At 61.2% G+C, this 23,125-nt stretch carries 16 protein-coding genes and 1 pseudogene; 3 read left to right on the plus strand and 14 right to left on the minus strand.

What is annotated here, in order from left to right; genetic code table 11:
* Positions 1–192, minus strand: a pseudogene (locus JT360_RS21065) (glutamine--fructose-6-phosphate transaminase (isomerizing)); the annotation flags it as partial.
* A gap of 571 nt (positions 193–763) precedes the next feature.
* Here JT360_RS21065 and JT360_RS21070 point away from each other — a divergent pair.
* Positions 764–2,176 (plus strand): coiled-coil domain-containing protein, encoded by a 1,413-nt coding sequence (locus JT360_RS21070; protein ID WP_214473676.1) that lies wholly within the window; start codon positions 764–766, stop codon positions 2,174–2,176.
* Positions 2,177–2,224: 48 nt separating this feature from the next.
* Here JT360_RS21070 and JT360_RS21075 read toward each other — a convergent pair whose 3' ends face one another.
* The 9 genes from JT360_RS21075 to JT360_RS21115 all read right to left on the minus strand — a co-directional run bounded on the left by JT360_RS21075 (position 2,225) and on the right by JT360_RS21115 (position 12,867).
* On the minus strand, positions 2,225–3,595 hold the full coding sequence (locus tag JT360_RS21075) for an HlyD family type I secretion periplasmic adaptor subunit (protein ID WP_352127982.1): 1,371 nt from the start codon (positions 3,593–3,595) through the stop codon (positions 2,225–2,227).
* Between the two features lie 11 nt (positions 3,596–3,606).
* Positions 3,607–5,358, minus strand: coding sequence for a type I secretion system permease/ATPase (locus tag JT360_RS21080; RefSeq protein WP_502845481.1), 1,752 nt, complete (start codon positions 5,356–5,358; stop codon positions 3,607–3,609).
* 364 nt (positions 5,359–5,722) lie between these two features.
* Positions 5,723–6,640: a class I SAM-dependent methyltransferase gene (locus JT360_RS21085; protein WP_352127984.1), complete on the minus strand. Its 918-nt coding sequence runs from the start codon at positions 6,638–6,640 to the stop codon at positions 5,723–5,725.
* A gap of 83 nt (positions 6,641–6,723) precedes the next feature.
* Positions 6,724–7,983, minus strand: a complete 1,260-nt coding sequence (locus JT360_RS21090) for a polysaccharide biosynthesis/export family protein (RefSeq protein ID WP_214473677.1) — start codon at positions 7,981–7,983, stop codon at positions 6,724–6,726.
* On the minus strand, positions 7,970–9,247 hold the full coding sequence (locus JT360_RS21095; protein WP_214473678.1) for a hypothetical protein: 1,278 nt from the start codon (positions 9,245–9,247) through the stop codon (positions 7,970–7,972). The genes JT360_RS21090 and JT360_RS21095 overlap by 14 nt, the downstream gene beginning before the upstream one ends.
* The gene (locus JT360_RS21100) at positions 9,244–10,248 is read right to left on the minus strand and encodes an NAD-dependent epimerase/dehydratase family protein (RefSeq protein ID WP_214473679.1); all 1,005 of its coding nucleotides are present in this window, start codon (positions 10,246–10,248) and stop codon (positions 9,244–9,246) included. Before JT360_RS21100 ends, JT360_RS21095 begins: the two co-directional genes overlap by 4 nt.
* Before the next feature lie 43 nt (positions 10,249–10,291).
* Positions 10,292–10,966 (minus strand): sugar transferase, encoded by a 675-nt coding sequence (locus tag JT360_RS21105; protein WP_214473680.1) that lies wholly within the window; start codon positions 10,964–10,966, stop codon positions 10,292–10,294.
* Positions 10,963–12,099, minus strand: coding sequence for a DegT/DnrJ/EryC1/StrS family aminotransferase (locus JT360_RS21110; protein WP_214473681.1), 1,137 nt, complete (start codon positions 12,097–12,099; stop codon positions 10,963–10,965). The genes JT360_RS21105 and JT360_RS21110 overlap by 4 nt, the downstream gene beginning before the upstream one ends.
* Positions 12,100–12,144: 45 nt before the next feature.
* Positions 12,145–12,867, minus strand: a complete 723-nt coding sequence (locus JT360_RS21115) for a nucleotidyltransferase family protein (RefSeq protein WP_214473790.1) — start codon at positions 12,865–12,867, stop codon at positions 12,145–12,147.
* A gap of 452 nt (positions 12,868–13,319) precedes the next feature.
* Here JT360_RS21115 and JT360_RS21120 point away from each other — a divergent pair, with 452 nt between their 5' ends.
* Positions 13,320–14,000, plus strand: coding sequence for a LuxR C-terminal-related transcriptional regulator (locus JT360_RS21120; protein WP_214473682.1), 681 nt, complete (start codon positions 13,320–13,322; stop codon positions 13,998–14,000).
* 91 nt (positions 14,001–14,091) lie between these two features.
* Here the strand turns inward: JT360_RS21120 and JT360_RS21125 are convergent, their stop codons facing one another.
* Entirely contained in the window at positions 14,092–15,834 is a 1,743-nt protein-coding gene (locus tag JT360_RS21125; protein ID WP_214473683.1) for a PAS domain S-box protein, read from the minus strand.
* A gap of 290 nt (positions 15,835–16,124) precedes the next feature.
* Between JT360_RS21125 and JT360_RS21130 the strand changes: the two genes are divergently transcribed.
* Entirely contained in the window at positions 16,125–16,802 is a 678-nt protein-coding gene (locus tag JT360_RS21130) for a helix-turn-helix transcriptional regulator (protein ID WP_214473684.1), read from the plus strand.
* A 609-nt stretch (positions 16,803–17,411) separates the two neighbouring features.
* Here the strand turns inward: JT360_RS21130 and JT360_RS21135 are convergent.
* From JT360_RS21135 to JT360_RS21145, 3 genes are all read right to left on the minus strand, one after another.
* A complete protein-coding gene (locus JT360_RS21135; protein WP_214473685.1) occupies positions 17,412–19,628 on the minus strand; it encodes a GumC family protein in 2,217 nt (738 codons plus the stop codon).
* Position 19,629: 1 nt separating this feature from the next.
* Positions 19,630–21,627 (minus strand): asparagine synthase (glutamine-hydrolyzing), encoded by a 1,998-nt coding sequence (gene asnB, locus JT360_RS21140; RefSeq protein WP_214473686.1) that lies wholly within the window; start codon positions 21,625–21,627, stop codon positions 19,630–19,632.
* A gap of 174 nt (positions 21,628–21,801) precedes the next feature.
* Complete coding sequence (locus JT360_RS21145) at positions 21,802–23,022, minus strand: glycosyltransferase family 4 protein (protein ID WP_214473687.1); 1,221 nt, start codon at positions 23,020–23,022, stop codon at positions 21,802–21,804.
* Between the last annotated feature and the right edge of the window lie 103 nt (positions 23,023–23,125).

The raw sequence follows: 23,125 nt of genomic DNA on the forward strand, positions 1-23,125 counted from the left end.
TTCGAGCGGCTCGTCCCTGAGCCGGCGCTCCAGATTGACCAGCTTGCCCTCGGCGCGGCGGCGGCCAAGCTCACCCTTCAAGACAGTGGCGACGCCGGCCGAGTCATAGCCGCGATACTCGAGCCGCTTCAGCGTGGAGAGGATCAGCGGCGCAACCTGCGAATGGCTGACGATTCCAACGATACCGCACATGGCTTTGTCCCCAACAGCCTGCAGAATCCCGCCCTTATTGCCGAAAACCACATTACCTCTCCTTGATCGTGAACTGATCGTTCATTTGAAGGAGCCTGCCGGCTTAATCGGACCTGAAATGCCGCGCTTGAAATCGAAGTGGCCGAGAGGGCGCGGGTCCAGGCGGCGGGCCTGCGCAATCGCTAAGGGACGCCCGCCCTGACGAGGAGTGTTCGTTTGAATGATGCGCGCCCGCGAGCCGAGGCGCATGTTGGTTCAGCCGGCAACACAACACATCAGCCGGTTAGGCCCGGCCGCCTGATGCCCCCCTCCAAGAGGCTGTCGGGCCGCTTGATCTTCCTCGGGGAACTTCCCACGCGAAGGCCGTGGGGACTGCCGCGCATGCCAGCAGAGCGAACATTCGACTGCTGTACAGGCGCTGAATTTCGGTAACGCAAGAAGGTCGCCGACGCCGGATCGTTGGCGCTGGGCATCGTTTGATTGCACGAAGACGCTGACCTGATCTCTCGATACAAAAGCAATCTCAGTCCAAGCGTGCCTTGCTCGGTTCAGGCATGAAGGGGGAGTAGGCATGAAGTTCAAGGATCTGATCAGACGCACCGACAATGCGGACAAGTCATTCGAGGAACTCGAAGCTGACTTGGCCAATGCCGTCGACGAGTGCCTTGATTTGCTGGAGCTCGAAAACGACCCTGTTCCGGGCGAGACGGTCATGGAACAGGATAACGTCGCGCAAGCCGACGACGATGCGGACATTCCTGAAACCGCGCGACGGCTGACCTCCCATACGCAAAGCCGCATGGCTGCCTTGAGTTCCTTCGACGGGCTGTTTCGCGATGCGAAGGTGCACTTCGAAGAGATCAACGCGAAACTGTCGGAGCTCGCGAGCACGCATCACCTGACCCGCGAATTCTTCCACATCCTGCACGCCGACATCCTTCGCGCCAACGAATTGGAGCTGGCGAATCTAAACCTGAATGCTGGGCAAAGAGACCTGTCGGACAAGCTCAACGATCTGAGCCGAAGACAGCATGAGCGTGAAACTGTCGTGGAGGCGTTGCAGCAGCGCGAGGCAAGCCTGGTTCAGGACAGCGAAGCGCTTCGCGGCGCATTGGCCGCGGCAAGGCTGGAACTGGTCGAGGCGGCGAATACGAACGCAAAAAAAGAAGCCGAATTTGGCGACCTAACGAACACGCTTGCCGCCGTGACCGTCGAGGCCGACAGACGCGCGCGCGAGAACAAGCTGCTGCGCGAAAAGAATGTCAGCGTGTCGATCGACCTCGAAAAGGCGTTGAAGCGGGAGGACGAGGCGCGGCACAGGCTGGACTCCTTCTCCACGATCCACGCCAACGAAGCGGCGCGAAATTCCGAAATGCTGGGCGCGCTCGGAAGAAGCGAAAAGGAGGCGACACGGCTGCACACGGCGCTCGAGGTCACCCAGGCCAGACTGTCGGAGGTGACGGAAGCCGCCCGCATCATGGAGGGGGACAAGGATGCGGAGATCGAACGCTGCCGCGTCGAGATCCGAGGATTGCGTTCTGAAATCCAGAGCCTCCAGTCGCGACTGGAGCTTACATCAAAGACAAACAGCGAGACCTCAAGTGAGATCGCCAAGCTCAAGCTTCAATGGAGCGACGCGGTGGCGGAAAAGCAGGTCGCCGATGAAAGGTTGGCTGCTCTGACCAAGGAGGCCGAGACGGACAGGCTGAACCTTTCCAGGATAACCGCCAATTTTTCACAGCTTTCGCTGCAGCAGGCATCCGATCAGATCCAACTCGATGTCCGCCGGCAGGAATGCGAAGACCTGCGGGCCGAAATCGCATTGGTCAACGCCCGGATCCGCGAACTCCTCCCCTATGAGAGGCTCCACAAGGCCGCCAGCGTCTTGCCGCAGGAGAGCGTCGTGACCAAGATCCCCGTGGCGGCGGAGCGGACGGCGCGTGCCGCCCGCCGCGTTCGCCGCAGGGCGTTCACCGCGTCGTAAGAACAAGAGCTGCTCGAAAACTGCGCTCGCTTCCAACCGTTCGCCGCCTCACTGGCGGAAGGCCCGGGACATCTGATCGGTGAGAGGCTTCAGCAGATAGGACCAGACGGAGCGTTCGTCGGTACTGATATGGACCTCGGCCGGCATACCCGGTTTCAGCACCTTGGCATCGGTCAGGCAGGCTGCCTTGTTCTCGACGTTGATGCGCGCCGAAAAATACGAGAGCTGGTGTTGTTGATCCTTGATCAGGTCCGCCGAAATGCGCTTGATCGATCCTTGGCAAGCCGGCGTCGTGCCGGCATCGAAAGCCGGGAACCGGATCGAGACCCGCTGACCGGGACGAATGTCATCTATGCGCGATGGCGGGATCAGCGCATCGACGACGAGGTTGTCGGCGTCGGGCACGATCATCATGAGCACTTCTCCGGGAGCGATCACGCCGCCGACCGTGTGGATGGAGGATTCCTGCACCGTTCCAGATTGCGGAGCGCGGATGGTCGTTTTGCTCAACTCGTCTTGCGCCACAACCTGGCGCTCGCTGAGTTCGGTCTGCTTGGCTTCGGTTTCGCGAAGTTCACTGGTCACCTCACTGCGCCTTTGCTCATCGAGCTGAAGAATCTGCAATTCGGTCTCGCTGATCCGGCCCTGCGCCTCGGCGACGGCCGCCGCGAGGCGTCCTGATTCTCCGTGCGCCCGGGTGGCATCCAGCTTGACGTTGCTCAGTCTCTCCTTGGACACCAATTTCTTTGAGAACAGCGCCTCGACATCGGTGAGATCCCCGTCCAGCAGGACCACGGACTGGTCTTCGGCCGTCTGTTGCGCCTTGAGGCCGTCGATCTGACGTTCGAGTTGCTTCGAGCGGCTTTGCAGCTGCGCCTTCTGTCCGGTCAGCGCCGCTGCACGGCTTTCGAACAGGGTGCGCTCGCCGCTGACCAGCGCTGCGATTTGCGGATCGCCCATGCGCGTCTGAAGGCCAGGCGGAAGCTGCATTTCCGGCAGGCCTTGCCGCTCGGCTTCCAGCCGGGCAAGACGAACGGTCGTGCGATCGAGATCCTCACTGATGATCTGCAGATTGGCCCGCGTCAGCGTGTCGTCCAGCCTGGCCACCACGTCGCCGGCCCGCACATGGTCCCCGTCTTGCGCGAAGATGCCTCCGACCGTGCCGCCGGTCAGATGCTGGACTTTCTTTATGTTGCTTTCGACCACCACGGTGGCGGGCGCAATCACCGCGCCGGCGATTTTGGTCAAACCCAGCCAAAGCCCTCCGCCGGCAATCAGCAGAGCGGTGACCACCAGGCCAAGAATGAGATTGGCCCGGATATCGTCCCGTGCATCGGCCGCATGCGTCCCGGGCCTTCGGTTCGCATCGCCAATCGCAGGGCCAATCGCAGCGAATGTCGACATGGTCACATCAGACATAGGAAAATACCTCACGCATGACCGCTCACGCCTTTTTGCATCGAGACAGCCGACGCCGGCCGGGCTGCCGGGGGGAATGGCCGGATAACGTTCGCCAGGACCTCCTCGCGCGAGCCGAAGGAATGAAGCGTCCCGTTCGCCATGACGAGTACGCTGTCGATATTGGTGAGAGCGGAAGGACGGTGCGCGACAATGATGACGATGCCGCCACGCCGGCGCACCGCCAGGATCGCTCCGGCCAGGGCAGCATCACCGTCGACGTCCAGGTTCGAATTGGGCTCGTCGAGGACGACAAGGAATGGATCGCCATAAAGAGCCCTGGCAAGTCCGACGAGTTGCCTCTGTCCGGCCGACAGGGCTGCGCCTCCCTCGCCTACGCGTGTTTGGAAACCATCCGGCAAACGCATGATCATCTTGTCGACGCCAGCGGCCCTGGCGGCCGCCAGCACACCCTTGGCGTCGCCGCCGCCGCCAAAGCGCGAAATGTTGTCGGCAACGGTTCCGTCGAACAGTTCGACATCCTGCGGCAGGTAGCCGATATGGGCGCCAAGCTGTTCCTGGCCCCATTGATCGAGCGAGGCTTCGTCCAGCCTCACCATGCCGCGCAGCGGCTGCCACACGCCCACCAGGGCGCGCACGAGCGTGGTCTTTCCGGAGCCGCTTGGGCCGACAATGGCCATGCCCGCCCCGCTGGATAGCTGAAAGCTGACATTGGTCACGGTCGGTTTTTGCTGGCTTGGCGGCGCTATCGTCAGATCCTCGACCGCCAGCATCGCCTGCGGGCGTGGCAGTTCCATGAGCTCGCCGTGGCTGCCAAAGGCGGCAAGCGCCACCGCCAGTTGGGAATAGCTCTGCCGGAACGCGACAAACCCTCTCCAGTTGGCAAGCGCCGCATCGACCGGGGCCAACGAGCGGCCGAGCAAGATGGACGATGCTATGATCACACCTGGCGAAGCCTCACCCCCGATCACGAGATAGGCACCCAGTCCCAGAACGGAAGACTGCAAGGCCATACGAAGCGCCCTCGACAGCGAACCGGTGGCGCCGACAATGTCGGAGAGCCGCTCCTGATGCCCAAGATAGGCGTGATTAATCTCACTCCAGCGCCGGGCGAGCCGCCCGGAAAGCCCCATGGCGCGCACGACCTCCGCATTGCGGCGGCCGGAATCGGCCAGGTTGCGTTGCGACACGAGTGTCTCGGACGCCCGCGCGGCCGGTCCGCGGCCAAGGATCTCCGCGATCACGGTGAGCAGCACGACAACAATCGCACCGCCCGTTGCCAGCAGACCGAGCGACGGATGCAGCAGATAGATGACCAGCAGATAGAATGGCATCCAGGGCGCGTCGAAGACGACAGTCGGCCCCAACCCTGAAAGGAAGCCGCGCAACTGATCAAGATCGCGAAGCGGCTGTACCCGGCTCGCATTCTGCCCGCCGATGAGCGGCAGGGAGAGCGAGAGAGCGAAGACTTTTTGCTGCAGCGTCTTATGGAGGCGATTGCCGATGCGAACCAGCAGGCGAAGCCGCACGAAGTCGAGCAATCCATAGACGGCATAGAGGCCCAGCATCCCGATCGTAAAACCAACAAGCGTCGGAACGCTCTGCGAAGGCAAAACGCGATCGTAGATTTGCAGCATATAGACGGAGCCGGTCAGCGCGAGAATGTTTATGACCGCCGAGAACGCGCCAACGCCTACCAGTGCGGGCGCACAGCCGAGCATAGCGGCACGCAGATCGGGCGAAAGTCTTCCGACGGGGTTCATAGCGCGTGACTTCCGGTGAGAAATCGTCGCGCAACTTCGGTGGCCTTGCCGGCCACGCACAGATTTTCGGTTTTCAGGGGCGTTCCCTCTTCACTGTATCATATTACGCCCCGCTAACTTACGTGCCCTCTTGTCCAAATGTAGCGAAATCGTGACGCTGGCCCGAGAAACTGGGAATCGACGCATCAAATCGGGGGAAAACCTGGGGAAACCGCCATTTTCGGGTTGAGCGGACGGGTGACGCCAGGCAATCACGCCGACACTGCACCATTCTTTTCGGGCGCGATTCGTCCCCTGACGCAAGCGCCGGCTGGACGGCTCGCAGCCGTTTCACGGGGACATTTGAGTGCGCGGTTCCCATCTTCTAGCGCTTTTTTGCAACAACCAGGAAATGCTGCGCCAGTTGTCCAGGAACGCGAAGGGTTCTGGACGCCTTCTCGACAGGCTCCATCAATGCTTCGCAGGCCCCTGGCAAGAGGTGTCCCGGCCGAGGTAGATAGCCGTAAGGTATTATCTCCTCGACCAGGAACCCGGACGCGGTCAAGAGTTCCTTGAACCTCGCTGCGCTCAGCGTGTTGCGGACTGTGCGTCCAAACAACCGATTAAGCAGCCGGCAAATCAGGCCGATGGGGGACGTCGCATTCATGTGAATGTTGCACACAAGCCGCCCGTCGGCTTTGAGATGCTCATTTATCGCCTTCAGCGCTTCAGACTTTAGCCGATCCTCGGCATTCAGAAAGAAGCGAAAGGCCGTTACGACGTCAAAGGCTTCGCCGAGAGGTTCCGTCGTCATATCAGTGTGACGCAGTCTCACATTGGGCGGAACTTGCGCGCAGCCAAGCATGGATTTGGAAATGTCGACGCCAACCACCTCGCCGAAGAGCCCGGCTGCCACATTGGTGATGCGACCTGTTCCGCATGCGAAATCGAGGCACTTTCGATCGGCTCCGCCCATTGGGCAAAGAACGCCCAGGATCAGGGGCTTTTCGACTTTCTCCCAAAGCGCGCCATAATAGCCGGACTCGTGCGTTTTGTTGTAATGCGCACCGTAGCCCGGCGCGCAATGGCTGGTCCTGTAGCCTTCCGACAGCCGGTCGCCTTGCGGACGGACGTTCTGCTTCGGCGTCGGCTCTTGCCAAATTCTGGAATCACCGGTCTGGGAATCGGCCAGCGGAATTCGCGCCGCTGAAGGCGTATCGGAAGCATGACTTGCCGATTGAGACATTTGAGCCGCGTTCGTCGACGGCATCGGCTTCATCCCTTGCTTGGAATTGGGTCTCACGGGACCTCCCGTTCGTTGGTGTTCGATCGCGCGATCGAACAGTGAGTTCCCCAAACCTTTTCTATCGGTCGAACCGAGGCGGCCTATTGGATTGCCGCGCTCAGTGGATCGCTGCTGAACTTGGCTTCGACGGTGTCCCCCGGCATCACGATCGTATCTTCGTCGGCCGACAATGTGCGCCACTCCTCGCCTATCCTGCGCACGATCGTGACTTGCGCCCGGATTGTTTCGCCGGCAATCGGCAATGGCTGGGCGGATGCCCCGGTCGGTTGCAGCTTCTGGCTGGCGGCGTGGAGTTTGGCGGTGACGTCGGCAAGCCGCGCGTTGGTGTCCTTCAGATCGGTCAGCAAGCCGATCTTCCTCTGATTCTCATTGCGCTCGTGCTGCCTGACATAGTCCTCCTGCTGGCGTCGCGCCCTCATGAGCTCGACCGATGTTTGAAGCGCCCCGCTAGAAGAGAGAAGCAAGGCGCGCCGGACATCGGCGAGCCGGTTGTTGGTCAGGTTGCCTGACTCAAACACCTTGGTTACGCGCGCCAGGTCCTCCTGATCGGCTTTCACGCCCTCGGCCTCGACCTTTTCGCGCTTCTGCAGCACCTCGATTTGATCCGCTGCGTCCTTCTCGCCCTTCTCGAGAAAAGCCTGCTCCTGCTGGAAATCGCTCAGCGCGATCTTCAGCGCGTCCATTTCGGCTTGGGCGATCGCGGTTCCGACACTGGGCGACAGAGGTGATCCTTGCGGTATGTGCGTGTCGAAATCCGCCTGGCCCTGCAGTTCGGCCTGGACGCGGGCGGCGTGAAAATAGTCTTTGGTGTAGTCGCCCCACAATGTCTCGTAGTCGCGCCGGAGATCGACCGGATCGGGCCCGGTCTGGCCTGGCCGTGACCGCAACAGGCTGAAGCCGCCGGAGACGGCGAGCGCCTGCCGCACGGTCATGAGCGGACGGTAGGCCTGTTGTCCCGGGGTAAGCACATCGCCCATCACATAGATCGGACGGTAATCGGCGATGATGGCGGTCACATCGTCTGGCTTGATGACGACCATTTGCTCCCTGCCATCGGGCAGGCGCACATGAAAGATCTTGGTCGGCAAAAGCGCTTGCATGCGCGTCTGCAATTCGGCCCCGGTGAGGCCCGCGACCATGACCATCCCGACTTCGGGAAGCGCGATATTGCCATCCATCTGGACCACGGCTCGCTGCGTTCGATCCGCGATCGACGCAATCCCGATCTCGACGGTATCGCCAGGTGACAGTTTATAAGGCTCGGTATCGCCCGCGACAGCCATCGATGTCAGGGACATGACGGCAGCCGAGGCAAGAACGGTTCGTTTAACGAAGGCCATCTGCGACAAACTCCTTCTGCGTCGATACCAGTTCACGGGGCCATTCGACACGGGCTACGAAATCGTAGACCTGACCGCCGGGAACGCCCCAATTGCTCGACCAAACTATCTGCGTGCCGTCTGGAGACGGCGAGGCATGCGTCTCGCTCCAGTAGTCGAACGGAGCATCGTGCGTGTCGACGATGCGGCGCACCTCGCCGCTGCCGTCCGTGCGCAGCGCAATGACCTGCTGCGCGTATGGCGCCCAATCCTGGTGCTTCGATACTTCGGCGGGCGTCCCGGCATAGCTCACAAACACCCAGCCGGGCCTGTCCAGGGACCTGAGCGACACATGCTGGGCTTCGCCATATTTCATCAGCGAGGTGACCTTGCCGTCGGACAATTTGCGCTTGATGACCTGATACTTGTCCGGATCCGATTTGCTGATTCCTACATAGATTTCGCTGCCATCGGCATCGACCGTCATGTCGCCGTGACCGGGGCGATGATGCTCCGTCCACTTCTGGCGCAAGGTCCCATCAATGGAAAAGATGAAGCTCGGTTCATTGCCGTCCGGCAATTCCTGGAAGCACAGAATGCTGGTCCCAAGCGGAGAGATGGAGCAGGAGTTGGTGGTCCCCGGAAGTTGGGCAAGATCGATATCCGGGAACTTCCGCTGCAGCTTGAGGTCGTAGCCAAAGACCACGGCTTTGCCGTCATTGCGCGTTGCACGCACCGCGATGCGGTTGCCGTCGCGGCTCGGATTGCCCTTGTACGGTCCGAACTGAAGATCGCGATAGGCTGCCGCGACGAACAAGACATCTTCATGATTGGTGCGTGGCGCCCAAGTGGAAATCTGGCGACCGCCAACACAAATCATCAGGTTGGGGTCCTTGGGGTGCCATTCGCATTCTGTCGAGCGATCACGGTGGAACAATGGGACGTAGGTGCGCCCGTCGAGGAAGCACATTCCGCCACAGCCATTGGCGATAAGAAGAAGGCTCTGGTCCGCATTCCACGCCTGGGCGCTTGAATAACGGTGGCTGCAATATTTCTTGCTGCATACGATCCCTGGGCCGAGGATTCCGGGTTTGGTGATCCGCACGAAAATAGTGCCAGACGCCGGATCCTTTGTGGCGCGCAGATAGTCCGGCAGGTTTTTCGCGGCCGATATGGCCGACTGCTCCAACGGGCTGCTTTCGCGGCCGCCGGCCATGTAGGCGTTAAGCGACATGGCGCCGGCAATCAGCAGCAACGCCAACACATGACGGCGGAACCGGGTCATGTCATGTAGCCCATTTCGCGGCGTACCCGGCCTTCGCTAAGGCGCGCCCGCCACCATGCGATCGTTCGCTCAAGCCCGTCGCGCAAGCTTGTCTGCGCCCGCCATCCGGTTTCGCTCTCAAAGCGCGAGGAATCCGCGAGCAAGGCACGAACCTCCGAATTTTGCGGCCGCAAACGGCTTTCGTCGCGATGGATCGGTTTTTTGGAACCGCTCAATTCGAGGACGAGGTCCAACACATCAGAGATGGTCACGGCGCGTTGGCTGCCGGCATTGTAGGCGTGGCCGAATTCCAGTCCGGCCAGACCCGCGGTCAGGAACGCGGCCGCGGTGTCCTCGACAAAGGTCAGATCGCGGACCGGGCTCGTGTCGCCGACCATGATCGCCGGGCAATTCCGGTCGAGAGCCTGCCGGATGATGGTCGGCACGATGGCACGCTCACTCTGGCGCGGACCATATGTGTTGAAGGGCCGCATGATGACGACTGGGACATCAAACGACCTGGCGTAAGACTCCGCCATCATGTCGGCGCCAATCTTGGATGCCGAATAGGGCGACTGTCCCTGCAGTGGATGCGTTTCGCGGATGGGCATGGTCAGGGCGGTTCCATAGACCTCGCTCGTGGAGGTATGCACCACCCGCTCCGTCTCCCATTGACGTGCCGCTTCAAGGACGTTCACCGTGCCCAGGATGTTGGTCTCCACATAGGACTGGGCAGCCGCGTAGGAATACGGAATCGCAATCAGCGCGGCCAGATGAAACACGACCGCCTGCCCACGCATGACACGGTTCAGGAACGCGTTGTCGCGGACGTCACCGCGGACAAGCTTCAGCCGGCTTCGAATATTGTCCGGCAAATCGTCCAGCCAGCCATGGCTGTCGAAGGAATTGTAGAGCGCCAGAGCCGTGACATCCGCCCCGTTTCGGACGAGCGCTTCGGTGAGATGCGAGCCGATAAATCCGTCCGCGCCCGTCACCAGAACTTTCTTGCCGTTGTAGCTCATGACTGCGCGTTCCTTGGCTGACTGGGGCGCTCCCGTGTGGGTTTCATACGTCAATCGGCGGCGATGGAGCCCAGCCGGCAACCGCCAGAAAACCGCGCGCCATCCACACGATGTCCGAGGCGATGGTGCGCCGCGGATAATAGGAAAGGTCGAGTCTGGCCTTGGCGGGGAATATGACCTCCCGGTAGAACAGGATCGGATCCACGGATCGCGGAAAGAAACGCGCCTCGTGGCGGAAAAAAACCTGGGTGGGGCCTAGCAGGCCGGGCTTGTATTCTAGAACGGCCTCGAGGCCGCCGTGGAAACAATCGGCGAAAGCCAGGCTCTCGGGTCGCGGACCGATGATCGCCATTTCGCCTTTGAGGACATTCAGCAACTGCGGCAGCTCGTCGAACTTGGTGGCGGCGAGGAACCGGCCGACCGTCGTCATGCGGCTGTCGCCCACCATGGTCAGCGCGGGGCCATGGGGGGAGCAGTCGACACCGAACTTGCGGAATTTATACATGTGGAAAGGTCGGCCGCCGGCTCCCATGCGGGTCTGTACGAACAGGACGGGGCGGCCGCCCTCCAACAGAAGCGCCACGGCGATCGCCAGCATCAGCGGTGACAATATCAGGCTCGCGACGCTGGCGACCGCGAGGTCGATCGCGCGTCTGGCAAAGCCATGCGTGGAATTTGAAACAGAATGCCTGTGAAGGGATAGATCCGACGCATTCATGCCGCGGTTCCTGCTCGTGCGCAGCTGTCGAGCGCGGTTGCGAGAGCAGTCACAACCGCTTCGGCTACAGGGGATGTGATCTGGGGGTGCAGTGGAATGGTCAGCTCTCGCTGCGCAAAGTCCTCGGTGCGCGGCAAATTGGTGCCGGGAAAAAGCCCGCGATAGAACGTCATCTGGTGCACGGGCGGATAGTGGATCGTGGTCTGGATTCCCTGCGTCCGCAGTTCATCGATGACGGCCTGCCGCGTTGCGTAGCGCGGCAGCAGGATCGGCATGATGTGGTGGGCCGACGTCCGGGGCTCGCTGAATGGAATTGTCACAGCCGGGCAACGCTCATTGATGAGGCGGCGGTAGAGGACGGCCAGGATACGCCTGATTTCGTTCCACTCCTGCAGGTTTTCCAGCTGAACCAGTCCAATCGCCGCCCGCAGCTCATCCATGCGGTAGTTGAACCCAAGCATGGTGACGTCATATTGCGGCGTACGGCTGTTCAGCCGCTGATGTGTCCCGGTGGTCATCCCGTGCCCGCGGGCCTGGCGTATCCTGTCGAGCAGATCCGGGTCACGAGCAATCACGGCGCCCCCTTCCGCCGTTGTCATGTTCTTGTTGCCATAGAAGCTGAAGGCCGCGGCGGCGCCGAATGTGCCCACTTCCCTCAAGCCTGGCGCATGCGCGGCATCCTCGATGATATGCAGCCCCCGGGCACGGGCGAACCGCTGCCATTGTTCCCGATTGGCGAGATAGCCCGCGAAGTGAACGAGAATAACCGCCTTCGTGCGCGGCGTGCACCGCGCTTCAGCTTCCGCGATCGACATCAATGGCACGTCGGCCGATTCGATATCGACAAAGACCGGAGTCGCCCCGACGTAGAGCACCGCATTGGCTGTCGCCACGAAGGTCAGTGAGGGAACCAGCACCTCGTCGCCGGGGCCAATTCCCAATGCGTGCAGGATGAGATGAAGTGCCGCGGTGCAGGAACCGACCGCAACGCAATCCTCCGCGCCATGGATGTCGGCAAAGGCCTCTTCGAAAGCTCGTACCCGCTCTCCCATGGTCAGCCAGCCGCTATCAATCACCTTTGATAGAGCTAGCTTCTCCGGCACGCCTAATATCGGGGCGCTCACCAAGAGCATCTTGACCTCCTGAATCAGTATACGCGGGCGGCCTCTACATCTGGATCATGCGGCCGCGGCGGCGACCTCGATTGAGGTCGACTGCTCCTCCCAGGAAATCGCCTGTGCATTCTGGAAGTCATCCACGCGACCGATGTCGAGCCAGAGCCCATCGTGCTTGTACACATGCACGGTCGTGCCGCCCTGCATCATCTGCAGCATCAGGTCATCGAACCCAAAGGGGATGCCGGAAGGTATGAACCGCAGGACATCCGGGTTCATGCAGTAAATTCCCATGCTGACGAGATGGGATAATGTCGGCTTTTCCCGGAACAGCTGAACCGCATTGTTGACCTCGTCGATGACGCCGAAGTCCATCTTGATCAGCCGGCAGGCAGTGGCGATCGTAACCGGATCCTTATGCATGCGGTGCGCGGCCACAAAGCGGCTGAGGCTCAGATCGGTGAGAACATCGCCGTTGAGCACGACAAACGTATCGTTCAGTTCATCCCTGATCAGCGAGAGAGGCCCGATGGTGCCGAGCGGCTCCATCTCCTGTGTGTATCGGATCTTCAGATTCCACTGCGATCCGTCGCCGCAGACGCTGCGGATCAAATGGCCGAGATAGCCGGTCGTGATATAGACCTCTTCTATGCCGTTGCGCCGCAGCCACTTCAGAAGCAACTCGAGAACGGGCCGAGCCCCGATCGGCATCAGGGGCTTCGGCAAGACCGAAGTGAAGGGCCGAAGGCGTGTCCCCATTCCACCACATTGAATCACCGCTTTCATCCGATCCTCCCAGTTCATTCAGCCCGGACGGCATCGTCACAGGCGAGCTGTCGAATGGTGTTCGGAGAGTGGCCCCTCAGGCCAATCCGAACATCGTATCGTGAATGGTATGGGCACTCCGGATAAGTGTCGTCGTGCATTCGAATGGTAACGATTCAAACCGTTTGCGGTATTAAAGGCGATCAAGATCTGACTGTGCGGCACACCGGTTCTGGTCCGGCAGGCATTTCACGAAAGGTTTAAAAAAAATAACTGAACCCGCTCGCTATTTAGGATATATTAGCCATATGTGATGTTTGAGGGCGGGGATCCTGCGGACTTTGCTGATGTAACGACCAGTGGTTGGCCACGAATTTAAGCCCACCACGGTTCCGCGCATCTCAGGTAATGGAGTTTCAGCGGGCTGGTACGGGCCCGCTTACCAGACACAGAGTGAGCGTTGGGGTAGTTCAATGTATCGGATCGTCATCGCCGACGATCACGGCTTGTATCGTTACGGTTTGCGGTTGGCACTGACGGCAGGCATTCCAGGCGTCGAAATATTCGACGCTGCGTGCTTCGATGCCGTGGTCAGTCTTCTGGAACAGCAAGCATCGATCGATCTCGCGATTTTGGACCTGAACATGCCGGGCCTGTTCGATCAGGAAGTGCTGGGCGACGTTCTGTCTGCCTATCCTGACACGCGCTTCGCGATCGTTTCCGCCGATGATTCACGCGCAGAGATCCTCAAGGCACTTTCGATCGGGCTTCACGGCTACATCGTAAAGTCACAAAAGGACGAGGAAGTCCTGCTCGCCGTGAACGAGATCCTCGCCGGCCGCATCTATGTTCCAGCGCTTCTGTCGCGGACGTCTGCGGGACAGGGACACCACCACGTATCTCCGCCTCCTCAAAGGTACCTGGCCAGACGGCGCGTGGGTGCCAGCGATCTCGCCAGACTGACATCGAGGCAGAAGGACGTTCTCAAGCTGATGGCGGAGGGATACTCGAACAAGGAGATCGCCCGTAATCTGGATATCGCCGAAGCGACGACGAAAATCCATGCTGCTGCCATAATGCGCGAACTCGGGGTGCGAAACCGCACCGAGGCAGCCGTTTTGCTGCAAAGCTGGCTGTCGAAAAATGTGGGCTGATGCATGGCCTCCAAGCTGGGCGGCTTGGAACAGGGCACAATGACAAATCTCTGAAGGGCATCACGAGAGGCCATTTCAAAGACGACGCGCTTCAGAATTCAAGTTCCTTCCGCGACAATCGCAACGAATATCGCAGTCCGCGCTCCGATATTTGCAATTTCGGGGAATGGCCCACAATCGGCGTGCCGTCCACCCCGATTATCATGGAACCGAAACCGTGGCGTCCGACGCCTGAGTTCTTCCGCCGCCCCGATTCCACCCAATCGAACACGACGTCGTCACCTGCGCCGTCGGACGCGAACTGCCAATTCACTTCGACCCTGCCTCGGGGATCACTCAGCGCACCGTATTTCACGGAATTGGTCGTCAGTTCGTGCAGAAGCATCGCAAAGCTCTCGGCGACGCCACTTGGCACTGTGATGGAGGGGCCGCTGACCTTTATGTCGCGTGTCTCCTTGAAGGGCTGCAACTCCTGGGCCACCAGTTCGTGGAGCATCCCCGACATGCCGGCATGGCTAGACAGCAGCAGGTGCGTCGCTTGCAGCGTGCGTATCCGGTCGATCAGCATTTCCTTGTATTTGGCTACGTCGTTCTCTGGCGTGCTGATCATGTTCACCAGGGCCGTAATCACAGGGAACAGGTTGCTGAACCGATGGCGCTCCTCACGCATGACGCGCTCGCGCTTCTTCACGGCGACGCGCAGGAGCGTGGTTTGCCGACGCTCGGTCAGATCGGCGGCCACCCCGATGCGCCACGAACCATCGCCGTGCTTTTCCTGCCGTCCGCGCAGAGCAATCCAGCGCACATGGCCATCCGACCGCCGGACACGAATCTCGATGTCGTAGTTCACAGCCGACGATGATTTCGCGGATGCAGCCAGCTTCGGCCAATCGGCCGGATGAACCACGGCCGAAAGCTCTTCCAGGCGGCGGCTGGGAGCCGGGGGCAGCCCGAAAATATCCCAGAACTTACCGGAGCCGGTGACTGTCCCGTCCTTGAGATCGATGCGCCACGTGCCCAAGCGCCCTGCGGACAAAGCAAGATCAAGCCATTCCTTCTGGGCCCGTAGCGCCTCGCGTGCCATCCGTCGTTCGGAAATATCGTCGACCACCACGAACACGCTCTCGGCGGATACCTCATCAGGCTGGGACGACGACAGGGTCAGGCGAGCCCAGAACGACGTGCCATCCTGTCTCAACAGCCGGACCTCCGCAGGGGAGGAAGCGGTACGATTGCCCAGGGTTCCCAGCGCCTCCAGCACGGAATCTCGATCATCGGGATGAACGAGATCCTCTAGCCTCAGCTGGACAAGCTCCTGTTCTCCGTAGCCTGTCATCTCACAAAGGCGCCTGTTCGACTGCAGCATTTCGCCATGTCGATTGGTGTTTGCAAAACCCATAGCTGCGCGTTCGAAAGCCCAACGATAACGGGTCTCCGTTGCATCGATGGCGGCGAGCCTCGTTTCTGCGACTTCAAGTGCCCCGCGCAAGTCTTGTCGCAGGCGGTGAAACATAAAGGCGATCAAGTTACCCGAGACAAGAAGGAAGATGGCGCGCGTCCAATCTTCAGCGGATAGCTGGGCGTCCAGGGCGCGGCGTGCCCCCAAGCCGACGGCGGCCATGAGGAGCGTCGCAGCGATCGCGGCCACACGGCCTTCCAAATATACAATAACGAGTATAGCGGGAATTAAAGCGATAAACGCCGCATCCTGCCCAATATGTATTGGATTTGTCGTTTCGAATATTATTGAGACCGCCAGCACCGACAGGGAAGCTATGTGAGCTAACGGGGTGCCTGACACGTTCGATTTCAGCCCACGCAGATACGAACCCATGCGCCCAATCTACAACCTTCTGTCTAGCCCGTCGAGACTAGGCCGATGGAGGGCAACCTAATACCACTGCTCGATTGCCTTGCCTTTGCCGGCGCATAGAATCATGGTCGGAAGGGCTCATCAGAACGCGTGTTTCAACGAATGCTGCGGCGCAGACGCGCCGCGGATTTCTCCAGCTATGTCGAATTTCAGGGCAAAGGAGCACGGTCTGGTCAAAAATGGTGTGCGACGGAAAGTAAATCGCTGGAAATTTACTTAGGTCGGAAGCAACTATGGTTGGGATAGAAGCGATGACTCTAATTGACAGGCACAACGATACGGTTGCGAGCAACCAATACATTGTACTGAGGCAGGCGCGCCACGCGGGCCTGACACACTTCCCGGATCGATCCGACACCAAATTCGGCATACGGCGGCGACGCAGCTTGGAATCCATAACAGGTATGCTTGACCGCATCGGCTGCGGCTATCTGGTGCTGGACCGCCAGAAGAAAGTAGTCGAATGGAACGAAGCCGCCCAAGACACGCTTGAGCGGCAGGGCGAAGCGGCCGATACGGCCAGCGAGCTTTCTGCCGGATTAAGGCGGCTGGTCGCGAATGTTCCCGCCCATTTCCAGCCAGGCTCACTGTCCTGGGTGGTCATCCGCAGCAGAGGCGACAGGCCGGTGATCCTGAATGAGACGGGCGTCATCGCACCCGATGGGACCAGCATCATCGCATTGGTGGACCGTGAGAACACGTCGGCGGCCAACCCTCAGACCTTGCAAAAAATGTTCGGTTTGACCAGCGCGGAAACGCAGCTGGCGTTACGGCTGGCGCAAGGCGATGCGCCGCTCGAGATCGCCCGCAGTTGGCACCTCAGCCGCACGACGATCCGTTCCCAGCTCGCCTCGCTTTTTGCAAAGACCGAGACAAAGCGCCAAGCGGAATTGGTGGCTCTTCTGGGACGCATTTCGGTCTTGCCATAGGACAGGCGATTTCGCCGGATGCCGACATCCGTCGAAATCCATGCGATCGGAAATCCATTGCAACGCGGCGGCATTTCCGCGCCGCCGCGTTCCCTTGATCTTGGGACTGATGGCGCAATCTCGGCCCTTTCGGCGCTGCCGAACACCGACAGCGCTGATGCATGGCGCCCAACGTGAAGCGGTCTGACGCTGCCGTATTGGAACTCGCACGGGCCGGGCCGGTCTTCGTCACCGGCGCTGCCGGCTTCATCGGACGCCACGTGCGGATCCGAGTTGGGACGGTCACGCGGCTGATCCGGCCACCAGTTCGGCGCCGTATCGGATCTACAACATCGGCAACGACCGGCCCGAAGAGATCAACCGGCTGATCGCGATCATCGAGACCGCCCTTGGCCGCCGCGTCCTTCGGGTCAACGTGCCCTTGCCCCCTGGCGACGTTCTGGAGACCCGCGCCGACCGGTTGCGACAACTGAAAAGCCCCCCGCGCGCCAACGTCGTTCTACCGGATCCTGGCGCTCCGAAAACCACAATGATCGTTCTGGGCCGGGCCCGCTCCTTGAACCGCGGTCGGATTCCTGCAGCACAGTAGGGGCGGAGCGAAGGTCCCAATCAGACCTTCGCCAGCAGGAGGTCGGCGCTGTCCCCGAGCCGATAGCCGGCCTGCTTTTTCAGGTTTACCTGGGTGAGCACAGCCCCTACGGGAATGGTGGCTGACCCACCCGCCTGAAGTGACCCAAGGACGCCGCGGGCAATGCCGCGCCGCGTGCTGGCCCAACGAACGGCAAAAAGCACCGCATGCGCCCAGCGCTTGAGAAGCCTGGTTTCTGGTCCGCCGAGGCCCAGGGGCCCGTTTATGATGACGACGTCGTAAACCGAGAGCAGCTCGTCGGTGAACCGCGACCTGTCCACCGTGGACAGAAGCGTCAGCAGGTCATCCGAGGGCGCTGGAGCGGCCATGAGATCCACGCCGATTTCCGGCATTCTCGTGATCGCATCCTGCATGGCACAGCGGTCACTCACATAATCCCCAAAGGAGTTGCGGGCCTTGAGGGAGCTGGATTCGCCGCGAAACTCGTTGGTGAGCCGCACGTCCTTGCCATCGAGGTTGAGCAAGAGCACCCGTCCCCCCAGTCGCGTGGCCGCCAGCGCCAGGCTCCATGCCAACTCTGTCTTGCCTTCGTTCTGGACGCTGGACGTTACGAGAATGATATGCGGTGGCTGGCCCCTCCCCTGAGTTGGCGCCGCAGTGACAAGAACGGAGGTCACGGCGCGACTGAACGGCGAGTTCTGCTGGGCCAGAACCAGATGCCGCAGCTGTTTCGCGTGAGGTCCCGAGACCTTGGGAACCAGTCCCACGCAGGGAATGCCAAGCTCGGCCTCGGCTTCGGCCTCGCTGCGCAAGGTCTGGTTGAAATGGTTGCGTATCAGGACGAAGGCGGCGGTAAGGAGAGCGAACACGACCATTCCAGGAGGAACCAGGAAAACCCATGGCAGGGTCTTGGGGCTCGCCGGCGGCCATGCCACGGAAAAGAGCGAGACGCCGGGAGAGGGAGCTGCGATGCGCCGGATCAAATCCTGTTGCCGGCTGAGAAGGTCGTTGTAGCGTTGCGTTACGATGGCCACTTGCGGCTCGAGCGCGCGCAAGCCGGAAAGGCGGCTGGCGGTGTCGGTGACAACCGCATCGAGCACCTTCTTGCGCTCCTCCAGCGCCGCAACCTGGGCGCGATAGATGCTTGCCTCGGCGTCCTGCCGGGCGACACCCTGCTCGATCTCCTGATCGATCGAATTGCTCAGTCCCTTGTCCGCGCCGGCATTGGACTGACGGGCCATCAGGTCGGCGAGGATCGGCGACTGAATTTCAGCTGCGACCGCCGAAAGCGGCGCATCTGTCATTCGCAGGTCCTGGATGCGGTGAAGGCGCGCTTCGGCGGTTGAGAGGCCCGCTTTCGACAGGGAAATCTGCCGGTTGAGCTCGGCGGCTTCATTGGCCGCATTGTTCGCCGCGCTTTGATCGACGGCCCCATGGGTCAGCCGATATGTCTCCAGACGATCAGTTGCATCGACCAGATCGCCTTGCACTTGCGGCAGGCTGGCGACCACCGATTGCAGTTGGACCTGATCCGCTTCGCGGCGCCCCTGTATGAGAGTGTCGATATAGACCCGAGCGAAAGTGTTCGCGACCAGAGCGGCACGCGTCGGATTGGGATCGCTGAAGCCGATGGTGATGACCCGCGAGCGCAGCTCTTGTCCAACGCTCATTCCGCCCCTTAGCGTCTTCAGTTCGGCGGCATCCGCTGCTTCGGGACCTCCCGCTGCGGGCTTGCCCAGCGACAGCACCCGGCTCATGAGACCGCCCAAGAACGAACCCGTGTTGCGCTGACCGCCCGGAACGGCGTCTGAGCCGGTTTTCCCAGCAGCGTTGGCTGCCTCCGCTTTGTGCAAGGCCTCCAGAACTCGACGCAGATGGACTTGGGACGAGAGCATCGTCAGATGGTCATCGACGCTGGAATCCACCAGGTCTTGAGCAGAATCCATGTTGCCAGCAGAAGTATTTCTGGCTGGCGCATCGATGATTATCTGCGTGGTCGCCTCGTACAACACAGGACGAGCAAGCCCCGCAAGTCCGCCCAGCATGCCGCCCAGAAGAGCGATGGCGAGCACGAACCACTTCCGTCTCGCGATCAAGATGACGAGTTGATGGAAGGGGGTTAACGCCTCCGCGTGCAGATGTTGCGGTCGCCTCATGCCCGCGTTGTTTTCGAGCGTGGGTACAGCGTCTTGCGTGATGCGCGGCAGTTTGGCGCGTGTGGCTACGGAACCTTCCATGTCATGCCCCTGGGAGTTCGATCTCGTAAGAAACACAGTTTGCTGGACTCGATGGCCGCATGGCCTCGTTGTGCCAGGCCTGGAACATCAGCACCGGCCACAAATCGCGAGCATGATCCCGTTCTCCATTGATGTGGGCATGCCAGCAAGCATCGACCTTTGCGGAGTCGAGCATCCCGTCGCCCGACAGACGTATTCCTGCGATGAGGTCCGACGCCCAGACGCGCAGAGGCCCCCTGAGCCAGCCTCCGATCGGAACGTCAAAACCTTGTTTCGGCCGATCGATCAGCCGTTGCGGCAAATAGCGGCCCAGCAATTGGCGAAGGATCCACTTGCCCTTGCCGTTTCGAACCTTGGCGTGGTTCGGCAGCCGCCAGGAGAATTCGACGACGCGATGGTCGAGAATTGGGCAACGACCTTCGAGACTGTTGGCCATGGTCGCCCGATCGAGCTTCACCAATATGTCGCCCGGCAGGTAACCGGTCATGTCGTCGAACAGGAGACGGGACAGCAAGTCGTCGAGTTGCGGCAGGCCGGAGCGCGACGCCGGTGGCTGGTGATGAAGCAGGTTCTGGGTCGAGGTCCCGGTCAGCCGCCGAAGCAGATCATCCTCACCTGCCGCATCGAGCAGTTGGCTAAGGCGATTCAAGCGGTCGCTTCGCAAAGCGTGCCGTGCATTTGCCGAAAGCGGCAAGCTGCCGGCGAAATCGTGCAGCGAGGCTCGAGCCAGCAAACCGGTTCCCGCCGCCACCATCCGACGAAATGGTGCTGAAAGCCCTTGCAACTTTCTCAGGCGGGCTGCGAGGAAGTGCCGGGAATAGCCAGCGAAGCATTCGTCGCCGCCATCACCCGACAGCGCCACCGTAACGTGCTGGCGGGCGAGCCGTGCCACCAGCAGCGTCGGAATCTGCGATTCATCAGCGAACGGCTCGTCCCACACGCGCGGCAGCTCCGGAATGACGTCGCGCGCTTCGGTTGGTGAAAGGTGAAGCTCGGTGTGGTCGGTGCCCAGAAGCCGCGCAACCGCCGCGGCATGAGGCGCTTCGTCAAAGCCTGCCTCGCTGAACGCGATTGTGAAGGTGCGCACGGGCCTGCTGGACTGCGCCTGCATCAGGGCGACGACGGACGAGCTGTCTATTCCGCCCGACAGAAACGCGCCAAGCGGCACGTCCGCGACCATTCGTTCGCGCACGGCAAGGCGAAGCAGGCTGTCAAGCTCGGTCGCGAGTTCCTGGTCGCTGCCGGCGATCGGTTCCCGCTGCGCCTTGCAGGCGACATCGGCCAGGGACCACCAGCGCCGAATGCGATGCGCGAGCGCGCCGGCGCCGCGGGCATTGGCCAAATCCGCTGCCGTCACGGACAGGACGGAACCGGGCGGCAGCTTGAACACGCCGTCCCAGATGCAACGGTTGTCAGGCACCCACCCTTTTGAAAGCATCATCGCCGCCGCATCGGCATCGAGTTCCGGGGTGAAGCCCGGGAAACAATTGATTGCCTTCAGCTCCGAGGCGAACAGCAGCGCTTCTCGTGTCGAAGCGACATAGAGCGGCTTTTTGCCCATTCGGTCGCGGGCGAGATGGAGGATCCGTTTCTTCAGATCCCACAGACCGAAAGCGAACATGCCGGCGAAGCGCGTGAGTGCCGCGTCGAGACCCCAGCTCTCGATCGCGCACAGCATGACTTCCGTGTCACCGGTTCCGCGGAAGCAGTGTCCCTCGCCTTCCAATTCGCGGCGCAGCTCCTGGAAATTGTAGATCTCGCCATTGAAAGTGATGACATATCGGCCGCTCGCCGATTGCATGGGCTGGCGGCCCGCCTCCGTCAGGTCGACGATGGCCAGCCGCCGGTGACCGAAAGCGATACCGGCTTCACGGCTTGTCCAGATCGCCTGGCCATCCGGCCCCCGGTGCCGAAGAGCGGAGGTCATCTGCCCTATTGCCCTGAGCGACCCCGTATCGCCGGCGTTGGGAGCAAGGAGAATTCCAGTGATCCCGCACATGCTAGACCCCTCGCTGGCGGACGGCGGCCGCAATCGCCCGGGCTGGAATTCGCCTGATCGACAGGGCGATCCGGCGCGTCGGGAACAATTCGGCGTGGCCTGTTGGCAATGCCTGACCGGCGGGTTGCGTCGCATGGGACATCGCGGCGGCGAGCGCCGATATAGCGTGGCGGGTCATTGCCGCGCCTCCAGCCGCCGGCTTCCTTTGTCCTGCATCATCAAGACAGCGGGTGCCGAACGTGAAGGATTGCCGCGCGTTCGGCCGTCAAGAACACTCTCGTACAGGTCGCAATACTGGTCGACGACGCGCGACAGCGCGAATTGCTCCCGAACCAACCCGATCGAGCGTCCGCCCATGAGTTTTGCGCGGGGGCGATCGGACAGAACTTCGATTATTCTGGATGAGAGGGCTTCCACATCGCGCGGCGGAACGAGATAACCGTTCCAGCCGTCTTCGACCACGTCGTTGCAGCCGGGCATCCTTGAGGCCACGATCGGCAATCCGGCCAAGCCGGCCTCCAGAAGCACGCGCGGGACGCCCTCGCGATACTGGGTGGGAAAGGCGAACAAGTCGGCCATGCCAAGGAGTGCTGGAACATCCCGCCTCGGTCCGAGCGCGATTACATGGGGCGCGTATCGGTCAATATCCGCTTTGTCGACGGCAAACGGGCCCTCGGATTGCCACGGGCCGACGAGCACGAAACGAGCGTTCGGCCTCTCGCGCAGGACGCGAGGCACCGCTTCAAGGAGAGACGGGATTCCCTTCTGGCGGGTCAGTCTACCGACAAAGATCACAATCTCGGCGGACTGGAGCCCAAGTTCTTCGCGCATCGCCGTCGCCGAAGGACCGCGATCCCGCGCCGTGGCAAACGCATCCGCGTCGATTCCAGAACTGCGGATCAGCCGCCCCTTGCCGCGTCCGACCAGCCGGTAGCGCTCGAAGAAAGCCTGGTCGTCCCGATTTTGGAAGATGGTCGCGGCTGTCCAGAATGAGGCCAGTCCCTGAAGACAGCAAAAAATCGGACGCAGAGCCAACGCCCTCGGCTCGAGCGAGGAGAATGTCCAGCCAAGCCCATTGATGGTGCGGATGACCGGTACCTGCCCTCGTACCGCAAGAGGTGTCAGGAGGTTCGGCTTGGTGTCGAAACTCTGGACGATGTCCGGCCGGATTTCCAACAGCAATTTGCGCACCGCGCGCAAAGTGCCCCACTCCGCGCTGCCGCTGGCAAAACGATCGAAATTCAATCGGTGATGTGCAATGCCGTGAGGCGCGAAGGCGGCACCATCACCGCTCGAAACCGCGGTGACCCGGAAGCCCCTCTCGCGCAGCGACAGCAGGAAGGGAGTTCTCAGGAGATGATCCTCACCTCCCACGCAAACCAGGTGCGGGTTCATACCGCCCTTCCCGAACATGCGCGGCATCTGCGTCGCGCAATGTTGCTGGTTTTTGGGTCCTCTTTCATGGGTTCGGTTTCAACTCCTTCGCGCATGACGCGAA

It is taken from the genome of Mesorhizobium sp. dw_380 (genome assembly GCF_018588885.1).
Classification (GTDB): Bacteria; Pseudomonadota; Alphaproteobacteria; order Rhizobiales; family Rhizobiaceae; genus Mesorhizobium.

Bases quoted from the DNA above. Each gene is read 5' to 3' on its own strand.
- JT360_RS21105 (WP_214473680.1), bottom strand. From the start codon at position 10,966: ATGAATGCGTCGGATCTATCCCTTCACAGGCATTCTGTTTCAAATTCC.
- JT360_RS21115 (WP_214473790.1), bottom strand. From the start codon at position 12,867: ATGAAAGCGGTGATTCAATGTGGTGGAATGGGGACACGCCTTCGGCCC.
- JT360_RS21075 (WP_352127982.1), bottom strand. From the start codon at position 3,595: ATGTCTGATGTGACCATGTCGACATTCGCTGCGATTGGCCCTGCGATT.
- JT360_RS21080 (WP_502845481.1), bottom strand. From the start codon at position 5,358: ATGAACCCCGTCGGAAGACTTTCGCCCGATCTGCGTGCCGCTATGCTC.
- JT360_RS21125 (WP_214473683.1), bottom strand. From the start codon at position 15,834: ATGGGTTCGTATCTGCGTGGGCTGAAATCGAACGTGTCAGGCACCCCG.
- JT360_RS21145 (WP_214473687.1), bottom strand. From the start codon at position 23,022: ATGAACCCGCACCTGGTTTGCGTGGGAGGTGAGGATCATCTCCTGAGA.
- asnB (WP_214473686.1), bottom strand. From the start codon at position 21,627: ATGTGCGGGATCACTGGAATTCTCCTTGCTCCCAACGCCGGCGATACG.
- JT360_RS21120 (WP_214473682.1), top strand. From the start codon at position 13,320: ATGTATCGGATCGTCATCGCCGACGATCACGGCTTGTATCGTTACGGT.
- JT360_RS21100 (WP_214473679.1), bottom strand. From the start codon at position 10,248: ATGAGCTACAACGGCAAGAAAGTTCTGGTGACGGGCGCGGACGGATTT.
- JT360_RS21095 (WP_214473678.1), bottom strand. From the start codon at position 9,247: ATGACCCGGTTCCGCCGTCATGTGTTGGCGTTGCTGCTGATTGCCGGC.
- JT360_RS21135 (WP_214473685.1), bottom strand. From the start codon at position 19,628: ATGGAAGGTTCCGTAGCCACACGCGCCAAACTGCCGCGCATCACGCAA.
- JT360_RS21130 (WP_214473684.1), top strand. From the start codon at position 16,125: ATGACTCTAATTGACAGGCACAACGATACGGTTGCGAGCAACCAATAC.
- JT360_RS21110 (WP_214473681.1), bottom strand. From the start codon at position 12,099: ATGCTCTTGGTGAGCGCCCCGATATTAGGCGTGCCGGAGAAGCTAGCT.
- JT360_RS21070 (WP_214473676.1), top strand. From the start codon at position 764: ATGAAGTTCAAGGATCTGATCAGACGCACCGACAATGCGGACAAGTCA.
- JT360_RS21090 (WP_214473677.1), bottom strand. From the start codon at position 7,983: ATGGCCTTCGTTAAACGAACCGTTCTTGCCTCGGCTGCCGTCATGTCC.